The following is a 15,689-nucleotide window of genomic DNA, read 5'->3' on the forward strand; positions in this document are numbered from 1 at the left end:
AGATAAAGATTGATTGAAATTTTAAGATGAGATACACAACGCTTTTTCTATTGCTTTTTAGTACGCTTTTTACCAAAGCGCAAATTCCTGTGCTGGCAAATTACAATCCCATTTGGAACACGCAAAGCAGCAATTGTTCAGAATCCATGCCATTAGGTGGTGGTGATATTGGTTTGAATGTGTGGGTGGAAAAGGGCGATCTCTATTTCTATATTTCTCGTAGCGGAACCTTTGATGAGCACAATACTTTTCTTAAACTGGGACGTGTAAAAGTAACGTTGACGCCTAATCCCTTTGCTGCTAATGAAGGGTTTCATCAGGAATTGGTATTGAAAGACGGCTGTATTAAAATTGCCCAAAATAATACCCGTATCAAACTTTGGGTCGATGTTTTTAAGCCCGTCATTCATCTGGACCTGAGTAGTGACATCCCTTTAAAAATGAAAGCCTCTTATGAAAGCTGGCGCTATGTTAACAGAGAAGTGAAAGGAAAAGCAAATAATGCAAATTCCTATAAATGGGCTCCTCAGGGAGCAATTGTAACCTATAAAGATTCCATTTCTTTTGAAGGAAACGGTGTGCAGTTTTATCACAGCAACCGCAAACAGACGGTTTTTGATGTTGCGGTAAAACAGCAACAAATGGAATCTGTAAAAGATCAGATGATGAACCCGCTTGGGGATCTCACTTTTGGAGGCTATATGCAAGGCCTTGATATGAAACCGGAAGAAACGTATTTGGGAAAATATCAGAATACCGATTTTAAAGGATTTCGACTTTCAAGTGTAAAGCCTTCAAAAAAACATCAGCTTAAGATTTATTTATATACGAATCAATCTGCAAACCCATCTTCATGGAATACCGGTTTGAGAAATCAAATTTCTGATGATAAAGGGAGCGGGAATAAAGCGGAGAAACGTACGGTTTCCTGGTGGAATAATTTCTGGGAACGCAGTTTTATTTATGTCCAGAAAAGCAATTCGATTCAGAAAGATTCCGTTTATCAGACCGGTCAGAATTATCAGTTATTTAGGTACATGTTGGGTTGCAATGCTTATGGCAAATACCCTACTAAGTTTAATGGGGGGCTCTTTACCGTTGATCCGGTTTTTACAGATCCGACTTTAGATTTCACACCTGATTTTAGAAATTGGGGAGGAGGAACCATGACGGCTCAAAATCAACGTTTGGTTTATTTTCCAATGGTGAAAAGTGGTGATTTTGATATGATGAAATCCCAGTTGGATTATTATTTGAATTTGCAAAAAAATGCTGAATTACGTTCTCAGGTATACTGGAAACACGGCGGAGCGGCATTTACCGAGCAATTAGAAAACTTTGGATTACCTAATCCTGCGGAGTACGAATGGAAACGCCCTGCGACTTATGATCCGGGAATGGAATACAATGCCTGGCTGGAATACGAATGGGATACGGTATTCGAGTTCTGCCAAATGATGTTGCAGCAAAAAGAGTTTGCAAATGAAGCTATTCAAAAATACAATCCATTCATTATAAGCTGTCTTCGTTTTTTTGATGAGCATTACCAATACTTGGCTAAAGAAAGAGGACGGAAAGCATTGGATATAAATGGTCATTTGATTCTTTATCCAGGTTCGGGTGCCGAAACCTATAAAATGGCCTATAATGCTAACAGCACTATTTCCGCTTTGAAAATAATTACAGAGCGACTATTAAACCTTTCTTCAGCAGAACTGTCAAAGGAAGACTCAGATTATTTGAAAAGTTTTCAAACACGAATTCCTCCTTTGAATTTTAGAGAATTCAATGGGCATAGGACATTGGCTCCAGCCAAATCATGGGAACGAATTAATAATTCTGAAGTGCCACAATTGTATCCTGCATATCCTTGGGGAATTTACGGAATAGGAAAACCCGATTTGCAAACTGCTTTGAATACGTGGAATTATGATACGGATGCGATTAAATTCAGAAGCCATATAGGTTGGAAACAGGATAATATTTTTGCAGCACGATTAGGATTGACTGACCAGGCAGCAAAATATACGGTGTTAAAAATGGCCAATTCTGGTCGTAGATTTCCTGCCTTTTGGGGGCCAGGTTTTGATTGGGTTCCGGATCATAACTGGGGAGGCTCCGGCATGATTGGCATGCAGGAAATGCTATTGCAGGAAGCAAATGGAAAAATATATATTTTTCCGGCTTGGCCCAAAGATTGGAATGTGCATTTCAAATTGCATGCCACTCAGAATACTACGGTTGAAGCCGAACTTCAAAATGGAATAGTGAAGATTTTAAAAGTAGTGCCTGAAGAAAGAAAAAAAGATATTATAAATCTGTTGAATCTGTCGGTTGAAGAAAAAATAAATTTGAATTAAATCTATATAAAAAAATGATGAAGAAGTTAGTAACCTGCCTTGCATTGTCAGCTGTTTTAGCTACAAATATGCATTGCCAGACAGCAAAGAAAGTAACAGAAAAACAAATTGTAAAAGTTGACTTTGATTTCTCGCAACGAAGAGTCGAAGAAGTGAATGATACCAGTTACAATTCCTGGCCGATAAGCGAACAAAAAGAAGCCGAGAAAACTTTTAATAAAGTAACGTTTAAATTGAAAGGCAATTTTAATTCAAAATGGTACAAAGTGGGAATGAATGCACCGTTTTACAGCAAATTAGCGAGTGATGGTTTGGCTACCGCAGAAAATTTAGAATTGGTTATACACGGACTTAAAGAAGGGCAACACTCGCTGCTTACTTTTCACAATACCTTTGATAAAATCGAGGGGAAGACCTTCTCGCCAGTAAAAATTTATGTAAATGATAAGTTGGCGGGAACGGTACTACCAAGTAATAGGGTAAATTCCACAATTGAGGCAGCTACTGCGTATCTGATATTTAATGCTGAAGCGGACAAGGATGTAGTTATTCGTTTTGAATTGGATTCCAAGTCTGATAGTTTTATCCAACAAATGGTGATTAACGGATTTGAAATAGATACGCCAAATTTGAAGCAACAATCACATACTCCAAAGCCCGAAAATGCAAATGAACATGTTGTAATTGATAAAAATTTTATGCTGAATTGGCAATCGTCAAAAGATGCTGTTGCCCACAAATTGTATTATGGAACAGATAAAAAAGCAGTTTCGGAAGCAACTGAAAAATCGACTGAATTTAAAGGGAAATTAACCGAAAATAACTATTCGCTTGCTGATTTGTACAGCGGGACTACTTATTATTGGCGCGTGGATGAGGTTGATGCCAAAGGTAATACAACATTAGGAACGGTCTGGTCATTCAGACCTTCACAATTAGCCTTTCCAGGAGCCGAAGGGTATGGTCGTTTTGCCATTGGGGGCAGAGGCGGAAAAGTTATCGAAGTAACCAATTTGAATGATAGTGGTCCCGGGAGTTTGCGTGATGCGGTCAATCAAGATAGTGGACCAAGAACTATAGTTTTTAATGTATCTGGAAATATAAAGTTAGCATCAAGATTAGTGGTAAATAATCCTTACATCACCATTGCAGGGCAAACAGCTCCGGGAGAAGGGATTACGATTACCAGAGCACCTATTGGATTGACCGGAAATGATGGCGTTGTCCGATTTTTAAAAGTTCGAATTGGTGGAGGAACAACTTATGACGGAATGGGGCTTACGGGTGCCAATCACAGTATTATTGACCACTGTTCCATTAGCTGGACTATTGATGAATCTTTTAGTTCGAGAGGGGCGCACAACATTACGCTACAGCGTACGTTAATTTCTGAAGCTTTAAATGTTGCAGGACATGATAAATATCCAGCAGGTAAAATGCACGGATATGCTGCAACTATTGGAGGTGATGTGGGTAGTTTTCACCATAATTTGTTGGCACATAATTATGGACGTAACTGGAGTATTGGTGGTGGACTAAATGGGGACGGGTATTATTCAGGAAAATTGGATATAAGAAATAATGTGGTTTACAATTGGGGGCATCGTACTACTGATGGCGGCGCCAATGAGGTTAATTTCGTGAATAATTATTACAAACCGGGTGCTTCTACTGTTTTTTTCTATGCATTGAATGCACAACATGAGGGTGTAGGTAAAGGAAAACAACAATATTATTTTAAAGGAAATCTTATGCCAGGTTATTTTGACGAAAAAAATCAGCAAAAAGGAAGAACCAGTACCATATCGCATAATGAGAAAGTCAATTATGAAACCTATGTTGACAAACCATTTTTTGAATCATACGTAAATACTCAAAGTGCTAAAGCTGCCTATAAAGACGTACTTTCGGATGTTGGTGCGAATGAGCCTTTTTTCGACAAACATGATATTCGTATTGTTCAGGAAACTTTGGATGGTGGCTATCATTTTAAAGGAAGCAAAAGTGGTCTGGGAGGTATGATAGATACGCAAGACGATGCAGGAGGATGGCCAGTATTTTTAAGCGAAGAACGTCCTTCAGATTGGGATACCGATCATGATGGATTGCCTAATTGGTGGGAAGAAGTACAGGGTTTAAATGCTAAATCATCTAAAGGTGATTTTTCGGAAACGAATTCTGATACCGATAAAGATGGCTTCACCCAATTAGAAGAATACTTGGATTGGATGGCAAAACCACACTATTTTATTAAAGAAGGAGAACTAAAAGAACTTTCAGCGGTATCATTTTTTAAAGGATATACAAAAAGACCAGTATATACTGTTACTGATATTAAAAATGGAACAGCTACTGTAAAGGGTGCTGCAATTCAATTTAAAGCTGCTCAAAAAGGATTGGCGTCTTTTAGAATAACGGTAAAGGATGCAGATGGAGATACGATGAGTCGGATGGTAAACCTAGCTGTAAAATAATACGTTGTAAAGATGAAAACAAATATAGCGCTAGTGTTCGCAGGACTCTTTTTTACTGCTTTTATTTCAGCACAGGATAGGGGACTGGTTGCCAATGCGAACAGTCCTTATTCCAAATTGCAAAGTTTGGATTTGCAGGATGTGAAATGGACTAATGGTTTCTGGAAAGAACAATTTGATGTTGAAACAAAAAATACCCTGCCATATATGTGGGATTTGTATCATAATGATTCCATTACCCATGCCTATAAAAATTTTGAAATTGCGGCCGGTTTGATGAAAGGGAAGTTTAGTGGGCCTTCGTTTCATGATGGTGATTTTTACAAGGTTTTTGAAGCAATGGCAGCTACATTTGCGGTAACTAAAGACCCAAAATTAGCGACAGAAATGGATAAAGCCATTGCCTTAATTGCTAAAGTACAGCGTCAGGACGGATACCTGCATACTCCTGTTTTAATAGAAGAGCGATGGGGGACTTTAGGTCCCGAAGAGCTCAAGAAACAGTTGGGTTTTGAAAAGTACAATATGGGTCATTTGATGACTGCAGCCTGTATTCATTACCGCACTACAGGAAAAACCAATTTTTTAAAAATTGCTACCGGAGTGGCTGATTATTTGTATGATTTCTATAAGAAAGCATCACCTGAACTAGCCCGTAATGCTATTTGTCCTTCCCATTATATGGGAATTGTGGAAATGTACCGTACGGTAAAAGATCCAAGATATCTGGAACTTGCCAATAATTTAATTACTATTAGAGGAACTACAAGCGATGGTACCGATGATAATCAGGACAGGATTCCTTTTCGGGATCAGACTACCGCAATGGGACATGCAGTAAGAGCTAATTATTTGTATGCGGGTGTTGCCGATTTATATGCTGAAACCGGAGAAAAAAAACTGTTGGATAATCTAAAATCGATATGGGATGATGTCGTGTATCGAAAAATGTATATCACAGGTGCCTGCGGAGCTTTATATGATGGAGTTTCTCCGGATGGGACATCTTATAATCCTGCAGAAGTGCAGAAAATACATCAAGCGTACGGACGCCCATTTCAATTGCCCAACGCCACAGCCCACACTGAAACATGTGCAAACATAGGCAATGTTTTATGGAACTGGCGGATGTTGCAAATTACAGGAGATGCAAAATATGCTGATATTGTAGAGTTGGCGCTTTATAACAGTGTTTTATCGGGAATAAGTCTTGAGGGGAAAAAGTTCTTTTATAATAATCCGCTAAATGTTTCTGCAAAATTGCCTTTTAAACAGCGATGGAGCAAAGAACGGGAAGGGTATATCGCTTTGTCTAATTGTTGTGCTCCCAATGTTACCCGTACGATTGCCGAGGTAAGTAATTATGCGTATAATCTTTCTAAGGACGGATTGTATGTGAATTTATATGGCAGTAATCAGTTGAAGACAACTACAGAAAACGGAGAACAAATTCAGGTGGAACAGCAAACAAACTATCCGTGGGATGGTAAAATTGCATTGAAAATAGTAAAAGCACCAAAAGAAAGTTATGCTTTTTTCTTAAGAATACCAGGATGGAGCAAGGGAGCTACCCTTTCAGTTAATGGAAAAACCATTGAAAAGGATGCTGTTTCGGGTACGTATATGAAAATAGTTCAGCAATGGAAAAAGGGAGATATTATTGAGCTTAACCTGCCAATGCCGGTTGAATTAATGGAAGCCAATCCTCTTGTGGAGGAAGTTAAGAACCAGATCGCTGTAAAGCGCGGTCCAATGGTGTATTGTTTGGAATCGGATCAGCTGCCTGAAAATACGAGTGTAAATGATGTGGTCTTAAAGATAGATGCTCCGTTTAGTACTGATTTTATTGAATTGGATAATAGAAAATTGCTCACCATTACTGTCAATTCCTTAATTAATCAGGACACTTCCTGGGAAAAAAGACTGTACAGGCCCTTTTCTCAAAAAGAGGCGAAGCAGTATAAGATGAAATTAATCCCCTATTTTGCCTGGGGGAACCATAAAAAAGGAGAGATGGCGGTTTGGATGTCGCATTAATCTAAGTGTGACTAGTTTATCATCAATGATTCTTACCGCTGGTTTTTATAGTAGCATATCAAAATACGATGAAGCCCAGTTGTAAGAATTTACTTTTTTACGAAAAAAAAATGCTGTTTTGCGAATGTGTTTTTTGATAAAATTGTAAAAGCAATTATAATTATGTCTTTTTAATAAATGAAATCGATGCCGTCCTATAGCATACTGCAGGAGTGAATAAATTGAAAGAGAACCCAGTTTTAAAAAAAGAAGTAAACACTGCTCAAAATACTATTTCATACTTAAAAATCGGAAGTGCTGTAACAGCCACTTTGAATGTTGTCAGGTCTTTTTGTTGATAACTTTCTGTGCTTTTAGGAATCAGTTTTTTTGAATATCATCCTCCGGTAAGTCCATGATATCACGAGGTTTGCATTTCTTTTGATTTATATGACTATACTTTTTTCTAATTATTTTTATTGAGAATCCGAATTGAAAAAATGATGTTTTACCAGTTTGAGTTCCGAAACTGCCACTATCGCTTTTACGAAGTAAACAGCGTATGAAACCTACTGACTCTGTTTCTTATTTCTCTTTGAAATGCAGGTAGGAGCACCGAATAATGCGCAAACTAATTCTTTATTTTTTTTGTTTAGTATATTTTATTCGTCTATTTTTTGTCAATATGATTTATTTACTACATTTTTTATCGCATAATAGCATTAAGGCAGGACAGTACAGGACAGTTGCAATGTTTTAAGATTATATATTTGGGCCATGAATAATAAATGTCTTTTTGACACTTAACGATTACGTGGAAATTTAACATTAATTAATAGATTTTTTCCGTAATTTTAATCACCTCAGAAAGTTGTTTTTTATTAACTAACTAACTATTAACTAATTAATTAAAAAAGCACTTATGAAACAAACAATCGCAAAGAGATGTGGTTTAATTTTGTTTGCACTAATGAGTTTTTCGAGCTTTGCGCAAAAAACCGACCAAGAAAAAATCGTAACTGGTAGCGTAATCGATTACGCAGGAGAAGCGATTCTTGGAGTAAATGTAAATGTAAAAGGAACAAAAAATGGAGTGGTTACGGACGCTAACGGACGCTATGCTATAAACGCGAAAAAGGGAGATGTTCTTTCATTTGCTTATATCGGAATGGATAGATTGGAAAAAACAGTTGGCAACGACGCTGTCATCGATGTGAAGATGAAAGAGGATGCATCGGAATTGGAAAACGTAGTCGTTGTAGGTTACGGAACACAGAAGAAAGCGCATCTGACAGGTGCTATTGAAACTATTAAAATGAGTGAAATAGCGGATCTTCCAGTTGGGGATTTAGGAGTAGCCTTGGCAGGACGTGTTTTGGGTGTTGGAGTTTCGGGGGGATCTTCAAGACCAGGAAATAAATCAACTTTAAAAATCCGTAATCCTTTAACCTTATCAAAAGATGGAGGAAATGATAGTCCATTATATGTAATCGATGGGGTTTTGCAAATAGATCCTCAAGGAAAGAACGACAGTACTTTGTTTGATAATTTAGATTCTTCAGAGGTAGAAAGCATTTCGTTTCTGAAAGATGGTTCGGCAGCCGTTTATGGCGCGAGATCTGCTCAAGGGGTCGTTTTAGTAACTACTAAAAGAGGTAAAAAAGGGCCTACTAAATTTACGTATAGTGGTTCTTATGGTGTCAATGACGAGACCTATCGTACAAAAATGATGAATGCTAATGATTTTGGGCGATATATCAATACAATGAATGGGGTGAATGGGACTAATGCAACCGCTACGGATCCAAATAAATTCTTTTCTCCTGATGAGCTTGAATTTTTCAAAACAATAAATTATAATACTTTGGATGATGAATGGAAGCCTTCCTATAATATGCGTCATAACATAAATGCTAGTGGAGGGACTGACAATGCTACTTATTTTGCAGGAGCTTCCTATTATAAACAAGATGGTAATTTAGGGACGTTAGATTATAATAAATGGACCTTTAGAGCGGGTGTTGATGTTAATTTGTCCAGTAGTTTTAAGGCAGGTTTACAAGTGTCTGGTTTCTATTCCGATAAGACAAAGACTTTTAACAAAATTGGAGGTGAAACGGAAGAAAATGATTATCTGACGTTGCTGACCGATTTGCCTTATATTCCTCAATATATTAATGGAAATGCAGTGGAGCCTTTAGGGAACAACGATGCTACAACCCGATATCACTATGGAGAAATTCAACGTTTGGGTAATTTAGCGACTACTAATGCCAGTACAATGACATTAAATATGTATGCTGAATATACAGTTCCTTTTATAAAGGGGTTGAGTATTAGGGGAGCTTATGCCCGTAACATGGGTCATGGTAGAGGTACGCAAGTAGGAACAGGTTATACCCTGTATCAATATGCTGGTACAGGAACTAATGGTCATATTTATGACGACAATGCCATCTTAAAGAGCAGTAAATTCTATACAAATGGAGACCGTTTGTATTTTGATAACTCTAGTTCTTTATCACAACAATATAATTTAAATACATCTTACAGCCGTAATTTTGGGAAGCATAGTATTAGTGGTTTGTTTGCTATCGAAAGATCAGAGGCGGAAGGCAGTAAAGAAGTTGTTTTTAAGGGAAGTCCAATAGCTGCTACTAATGGTCAATTTGGATCTGCTTTTGGTGCAGTAGATGGTAGTACTGAGAGAAATCAGTCCGGTTCATTAGGTTATATAGGAAGAGTAAATTATTCGTATGGAGATAAATACTTAGCTGAATTTCTTTACAGATCGGATGCTTCTACTAAGTTTGCTCCCGGAAATTATTGGGGTAACTTTTTTAACTTGTCTGCAGGATGGGTTATATCAAAAGAAGATTTTTTCAAATCTGATGTTGTCGATTTTCTAAAGGTAAGGTATTCGATTGGAAAGGTCGGGAAAGACGATACCAAAGCTTGGTTGTGGAGACAAAGATATACGTTCCAAAATGGTCAGGGCGGTGTTTTTGGCGGGACTACCAATACGGCCGCAACTACAGGTATGAAAATGGAGGCGTCTCCTAATCCTAACGGAACATGGAGTAACGAGTTAAAAACGGATTTTGGTATAGAAGCTAAGTTTTTAAACAATAGATTGTCTTTAGGGATAGATTCATTTTACAATATAGGTACTGATATACTTATGGAACGTACCGGGAATGTACCTTTTACCGTGGGAGGAACTGTGGCTTCCGAAAATTTTGGGAAAGCTGATTTCTTTGGATATGAATTTGAAGCAGGCTGGAATGATAAAATTGGACAAGATTTTAATTACGGTATAGATGTTCGTTTTGGGTGGTCAGATAACAAAATGATTCAGGGTAATTTTAATGCTGCTGATATCTTGCTTCCTTGGAATGCCAGACCAGGTCAGTCTACTGATAATGGAGTTTGGGGATATGATTACCTGGGGATGTTCAAAACGCAGGACGAGGTTACAGCTTATGTAAACGATAATCACATTGTTTCAGTTTTTGGTACAACAGCTGCAAATCTTAGACCAGGAACTCTTTATTATAGAGATGTTAGAGGTGCCTATTTAGGAAATGGACAGTTTGCAGCTCCAGACGGGATTATAGATGTCAATGACCAGGTTCAATTGGCTAAAAGAAAATCACCTAAATATGGCGCAGGAACTACCTTAAAACTAGGTTATAAAGGATTTAGTCTGAATGCGGTAGTTGGTGCTTCTTTTGGAGGCGGATTCTCTGAAATTGATAGTGCGACCAGAAAACCTTTAAAAAGTAGTATTAATACCAATACGGTTAATAGACCTGTGATTTGGAATAATATTTATGATCCAATTCTTAATCCAGAGGGCACGATGCCAAATCCTGCTTTTGAGGCTATTAATTTAACTCCAACGTCAACTTTTTGGCAAGTAAACGCTTTCCGCATGGAATGTCGAAATATATCGTTAGCGTATGCGTTCTCAGAAAAAGCGTTAAATGCCATGCATTTAAGTACTTGTAAATTAAATTTAATAGCATTGAATCCGTTTAATCTTTATAATCCTTTTAGTTATAAAAATCCTAATGGGGCTTATGATGTTTATCCTACGTTACGTACAATTTCTTTGGGAGTTAATGTTGGATTCTAATTAGTGATCAATAAAAAAATTAAAATTATGAAAATTAAAAATATAAAAACGATAGGGTTGTTTACGATCTTGACGACGTTTTCTTTAGTAAGTTGTAATGATGACTTTCTTGCTGAGAAAGAAGATTTTGGTGGAGTTAATGAACAGGTCTTTCAGGATCCGTCATTAGCTAAAGCTTATGTAGATTATATTTATAAATCTATTCTGCCTTCAGATAATGCTGCTGCCATGACCTGGGATCTTGCTGCAGCCGGTAGTGACACTTTTAGTAAAACAACGGAAGAACTTGCGGGTGAAACTAATTTTAATAAGGTTTGGGCATCAATATCACCTGCTAACGCTCATTGTCTTCCTTATTTAGGGACTAGATTAGGTTCCAGTATTGCAAATAATACATGGACCAGACTGAGACAAATTAATATTTTCCTGACTGAGGTTGATAAATATACCGGAATAGATGAGGCTACAAAAAATCAACTGAAAGGACAGTTGTATTTTTGGAGAGCTTGGCAATATTATGATATGGTGAAATTGTATGGTGGTGTTCCGTTGGTTTTAACCGCGCAAAATCCGATTTTAGATGTCGCTGCAGACAGTCAAATTGCCAGAAGTGCTACATCAGAATGTATTGAGCAAATCGTTATTGATTTGGATAAAGCCCAAACTTTGTTGCCTGGAAAATGGCCTGCTTCAGATTGGGGTAGAATTACAAGTGGTGCTGCCGCGGCTTTCAAAGGGCGTGTATTGTTGACTTGGGCAAGTCCTCTTTTTAATCCTGCTGATGATACACAACGTTGGCAACGTGCCTACGATGCTAATTTAGCTGCAAAAACACTTTTAGAAACCAATGGTTTCGGTCTTTTTACTACTGGTGGTGCTGCTAATGGTAAAGCCTGGGGTGATATGTGGTTTAAAGAAGTTGATAATCCTGAAGCAGTTATTGCTTACGGGTTTAATAATTCAGTGACGGATCAAACTAAGCGAAACAATGGATGGGAAAAAGCGTGTCGTTCAAAAGAAATAGGTGGCGCGGGTTCTATATCTCCTACTAAACAAATTGTGGATGCGTTTCCAATGGCAGATGGTAATAGTATCACTAGTGCATCGGTAACTTATCCCTATAATGCAGCGTTGTTTTACAAGAACAGAGATCCAAGGTTTTATAAAACATATGCCTACAATGGTGCGACTTGGGGGTATTCTGAAAAGACTACTTTTAAACAATGGACGTATGGTTGGACAAAGACCGGAGCAGCATCTGCTACTCCAAATACCTTTACAGAAACTTTGGGAGGTAATTCAAGTGCGATCTATTTGAGTAAGGCTACCGCACCAACTGCAAGTAATGCTAGTGGTTTTGCTTTTAGTGGAACTGATTTTATGGAAATGCGTTTTGCCGAAGTAGTATTAAATTTAGCTGAATCGGCTATTGGGATTAATAAATTAGCTGAAGGTAAAACTTTAATAGAATCTATTAGAAGCCGTGCGGGTGTTCTTTTAGGAGACGGTCATTATGGTTTGGCTAATGTATCGACTAGAAATCAACATTTCACTGCCGTTCTTAATGAGAGAAAAATAGAATTTGCTTACGAAGGAAAACGTTTTTATGATCTAAGACGTTGGAAGCTTTTTGATAATACTGCAGGAACAACAACGAGATTAGGAGTGGCTCCGCTTAACGGTACCAGAAGAACAGGATATTATATTTTAGCTAAAAATACGGCTGGAAGCAGGTATGTAGGAACGGTTGATCCTTTTTTACCAAATGCTGCATCAGTTGCGTTAATAGTTAACAGAGATCCTCCTTCATTTCCATATACGATCCCGGCAACAGGAAAAAATCCTGGAACAGTAATCCCGAATTTTGATGCCTATATAGATTATCTGTATACTAATTATTTCGAAATTGTTGAAAGAGATAATTTGGATCCTACTACTGCGGGCTGGAAATTTATTTGGTACAAAGAATATTATTATTTTGGTATTACTCAAGAGTTATTGAATTCAGCGCCTTATTTACAACAAACACAAGGTTGGGGTGGTTCATTTGATCCGCTTAAATAACAAATAAAATCAATAGCGTATTTGCCTGTATCTTATAATTCAGGTAAATACGTTATGAAAAAATATAAATTTTAATATGAAAAAGTTCAGTTTTATTTTATTTATTTTATTGGCAGGATTTACCAAAAGTTATGCACAATACCCATCTCTTTCTGCTGAAGTTCAGGCAAAATCCAAGGTTATTATGGATGAGGCTTCCAAACTTTCTGACGAAGCTTGGGAAAAGGCAAGCGTAATTATGGAACAAGAAGCCAAACAAGGTAAGCCATACATCCCTTGGGCGTCTAGGCCATACGATCTGCCACAAGCAGAAATACCTGCTTTCCCCGGAGCTGAAGGGGGTGGTATGTACACCTTTGGAGGTCGTGGAGGCAATGTATACACGGTTACCAGTTTAGAAGACAGAGGTCCAGGTACCTTGCGTGAGGCTTGTGAAAAAGGGGGAGCAAGAATCATTGTTTTTAATGTTTCAGGAATTATTAAAATTAAAAGCCCTCTGATTATCCGTGCTCCTTATATTACTATTGCAGGACAAACAGCTCCAGGTGACGGTATTTGCGTTGCAGGAGAATCCGTTTGGATCAACACTCATGATGTGGTTATAAGACACATGCGTTTTCGCAGAGGAGAAACTTTTGTAGGGCGCAGAGATGATGCTATTGGTGGGAATCCGGTAGGGAATATCATGATAGATCACGTTTCCGCAACTTGGGGTTTGGATGAAAACATGTCCATGTACAGACACATATACAGTCCGGGCGCTGGTTATCCGGATGAAAAGAAAGGTACTGTAAACATTACCATTCAAAACAGTTTATTCGGAGAAGCTTTAGATACTTACAATCATGCATTTGGAAGTACTTTAGGAGGTGATAACTGTGCTTTTATCAGAAATATGTGGGCCAATAATGCCGGTAGAAATCCTTCAATTGGGTGGAATGGTATTTTCAATTTTGTAAACAACGTCGTATTTAACTGGTACAACCGATCAATAGATGGAGGTGATTATACTGCTCAATTCAATATCATCAATAATTATTTTAAACCAGGTCCGGTAACTTCAAAAACAGAACCGATTGGGTATAGAATATTAAAACCGGAAGCAGGAAGAAGTAAATTGCCCTATATGGTATTCGGTAGGGCTCATGTAGTTGGGAATGTAGTGGAAAACAACGCAAGAGTTTCAAAAGACAACTGGGATGGCGGTGTTCAAATTGAAAATAAAAAAGGAGAATTAATGAGTTTTGAGGAATCAAAAAACTACTTCGATAAAATGAAAAGCGACAGACCATTTCCAATGCCGTGGTTTAATAAAATCATGACTGCTGATGAGTCATATGATTTTGTACTTAAAAATGTGGGTGCTACTTTGCCAATAAGAGATAAAGTGGACGAAAGAATCGTGCGAACGGTAAAAACTGGAAAACCTGAATATGCAAAAGGACTAGAAGGAAAAACATTTTACCAATTTGAACACAGACGCTTAAAGGCAGACTCCTACAAAGACGGTATTATAACTGATATTTCACAAGTTGGTGGTTATCCGGAATATAAAGGGAAACCCTATTTAGATACAGATAAGGACGGAATGCCTGATAAATGGGAGAAAAAATATGGTTTAAACCCTAATGACGCATCAGATGCGAAAGGGGATTTAAACAAAGACGGCTATGCTAATATTGAAGATTACATAAATGGTGTCAACCCTGCTATAAAAGTGGATTGGAAAGATTTAAGCAATAATCATGAGACTTTAAACGAGCCCCTTTTGGAATAATTTTATAAATGTGTTTTTTTCAAAGCATTCTTATTCCATGATTTATGTTGTGGCGTAAGAATGCTTTTAAGTAAAAATAATGTAGGGAACCTCAAAAAATTAAAATCATGTCAATAAAAAAATTAAGCACAAGCATTTTATTGCTACTGTTTATATGCTGTAAAATAAGTGCACAACAAAATATAAGTCCCGAATATATTAAAGTAACCAATGAAAGAGCAGCGAAAATTGTGGCTAAATTAGAGTTATCAAATACAGCGAAAGAAACAGTTGTGACTGCTATCATTGCCCAACAATTTAGAGATTTAACTAAAATTCAGGATGAAAGGGATGCTGAAATTGCGAAAGTAAAAAGTAGTGGTTTATCAAAAGAAAAACAAAATAAAAAAATTGAAAAGCTCAAAGGAAAGGCAGATCAGTTAATTGGTAAATTGCATAAAGCGTATGTAAAAAAATTAGGGACCCAATTAAGCGACGATAAAATAACAGCAGTTAAAGACGGAATGACCTATGGTGTTTTGCCTATAACGTATGCAGGATATCAGGATATGTTGCGTAATTTAACGGAAGAGCAAAAAAGTTACATTTATAAAAATTTAGTTGAAGCCAGAGAACATGCAATGGATGGGGGTTCGTCTAAAGAAAAACACGGTTGGTTCGGTAAATACAAAGGAAGAATCAATAATTATTTATCCACTCAAGGATACGATTTAAACAAGGAAAGTACGGATTGGCACGACCGTGTTGCGGCACGAGAAAAGGATAAACTAAAAAAATAGGACACGTCTTTTTCAAAAAAAAATGGATTCATATTAATTTTAAAAATCTTTTTCATGTTATACCTTCACCAAAATGCCATT

At 37.4% G+C, this 15,689-nt stretch carries 7 protein-coding genes; all 7 read left to right on the forward strand.

Features of this window, described 5'->3' with window-relative positions; genetic code table 11:
• The first annotated feature begins 26 nt into the window (after positions 1-26).
• Complete coding sequence (locus ACNQGH_RS12120; RefSeq protein WP_417956273.1) at positions 27-2,360, forward strand: DUF5703 domain-containing protein; 2,334 nt, start codon at positions 27-29, stop codon at positions 2,358-2,360.
• Between the two features lie 14 nt (positions 2,361-2,374).
• Positions 2,375-4,834, forward strand: a complete 2,460-nt coding sequence (locus ACNQGH_RS12125) for a pectate lyase family protein (protein ID WP_417956274.1) — start codon at positions 2,375-2,377, stop codon at positions 4,832-4,834.
• A 12-nt stretch (positions 4,835-4,846) separates the two neighbouring features.
• On the forward strand, positions 4,847-6,871 hold the full coding sequence (locus tag ACNQGH_RS12130) for an aceric acid hydrolase (protein WP_417956275.1): 2,025 nt from the start codon (positions 4,847-4,849) through the stop codon (positions 6,869-6,871).
• A 901-nt stretch (positions 6,872-7,772) separates the two neighbouring features.
• Positions 7,773-10,988, forward strand: coding sequence for a SusC/RagA family TonB-linked outer membrane protein (locus tag ACNQGH_RS12135; RefSeq protein ID WP_417956276.1), 3,216 nt, complete (start codon positions 7,773-7,775; stop codon positions 10,986-10,988).
• A 27-nt stretch (positions 10,989-11,015) separates the two neighbouring features.
• A complete protein-coding gene (locus ACNQGH_RS12140; RefSeq protein WP_417956277.1) occupies positions 11,016-13,052 on the forward strand; it encodes a RagB/SusD family nutrient uptake outer membrane protein in 2,037 nt (678 codons plus the stop codon).
• A 76-nt stretch (positions 13,053-13,128) separates the two neighbouring features.
• Positions 13,129-14,829, forward strand: a complete 1,701-nt coding sequence (locus ACNQGH_RS12145) for a polysaccharide lyase (protein ID WP_417956278.1) — start codon at positions 13,129-13,131, stop codon at positions 14,827-14,829.
• A 107-nt stretch (positions 14,830-14,936) separates the two neighbouring features.
• Entirely contained in the window at positions 14,937-15,608 is a 672-nt protein-coding gene (locus ACNQGH_RS12150) for a DUF3826 domain-containing protein (RefSeq protein WP_417956279.1), read from the forward strand.
• Positions 15,609-15,689: the final 81 nt, after the last annotated feature.

This window comes from Flavobacterium kochi, assembly GCF_048286715.1.
Lineage (GTDB): Bacteria > Bacteroidota > Bacteroidia > Flavobacteriales > Flavobacteriaceae > Flavobacterium.

Bases quoted from the DNA above. Each gene is read 5' to 3' on its own strand.
- ACNQGH_RS12120 (WP_417956273.1), top strand. From the start codon at position 27: ATGAGATACACAACGCTTTTTCTATTGCTTTTTAGTACGCTTTTTACC.
- ACNQGH_RS12125 (WP_417956274.1), top strand. From the start codon at position 2,375: ATGATGAAGAAGTTAGTAACCTGCCTTGCATTGTCAGCTGTTTTAGCT.
- ACNQGH_RS12130 (WP_417956275.1), top strand. From the start codon at position 4,847: ATGAAAACAAATATAGCGCTAGTGTTCGCAGGACTCTTTTTTACTGCT.
- ACNQGH_RS12135 (WP_417956276.1), top strand. From the start codon at position 7,773: ATGAAACAAACAATCGCAAAGAGATGTGGTTTAATTTTGTTTGCACTA.
- ACNQGH_RS12140 (WP_417956277.1), top strand. From the start codon at position 11,016: ATGAAAATTAAAAATATAAAAACGATAGGGTTGTTTACGATCTTGACG.
- ACNQGH_RS12145 (WP_417956278.1), top strand. From the start codon at position 13,129: ATGAAAAAGTTCAGTTTTATTTTATTTATTTTATTGGCAGGATTTACC.
- ACNQGH_RS12150 (WP_417956279.1), top strand. From the start codon at position 14,937: ATGTCAATAAAAAAATTAAGCACAAGCATTTTATTGCTACTGTTTATA.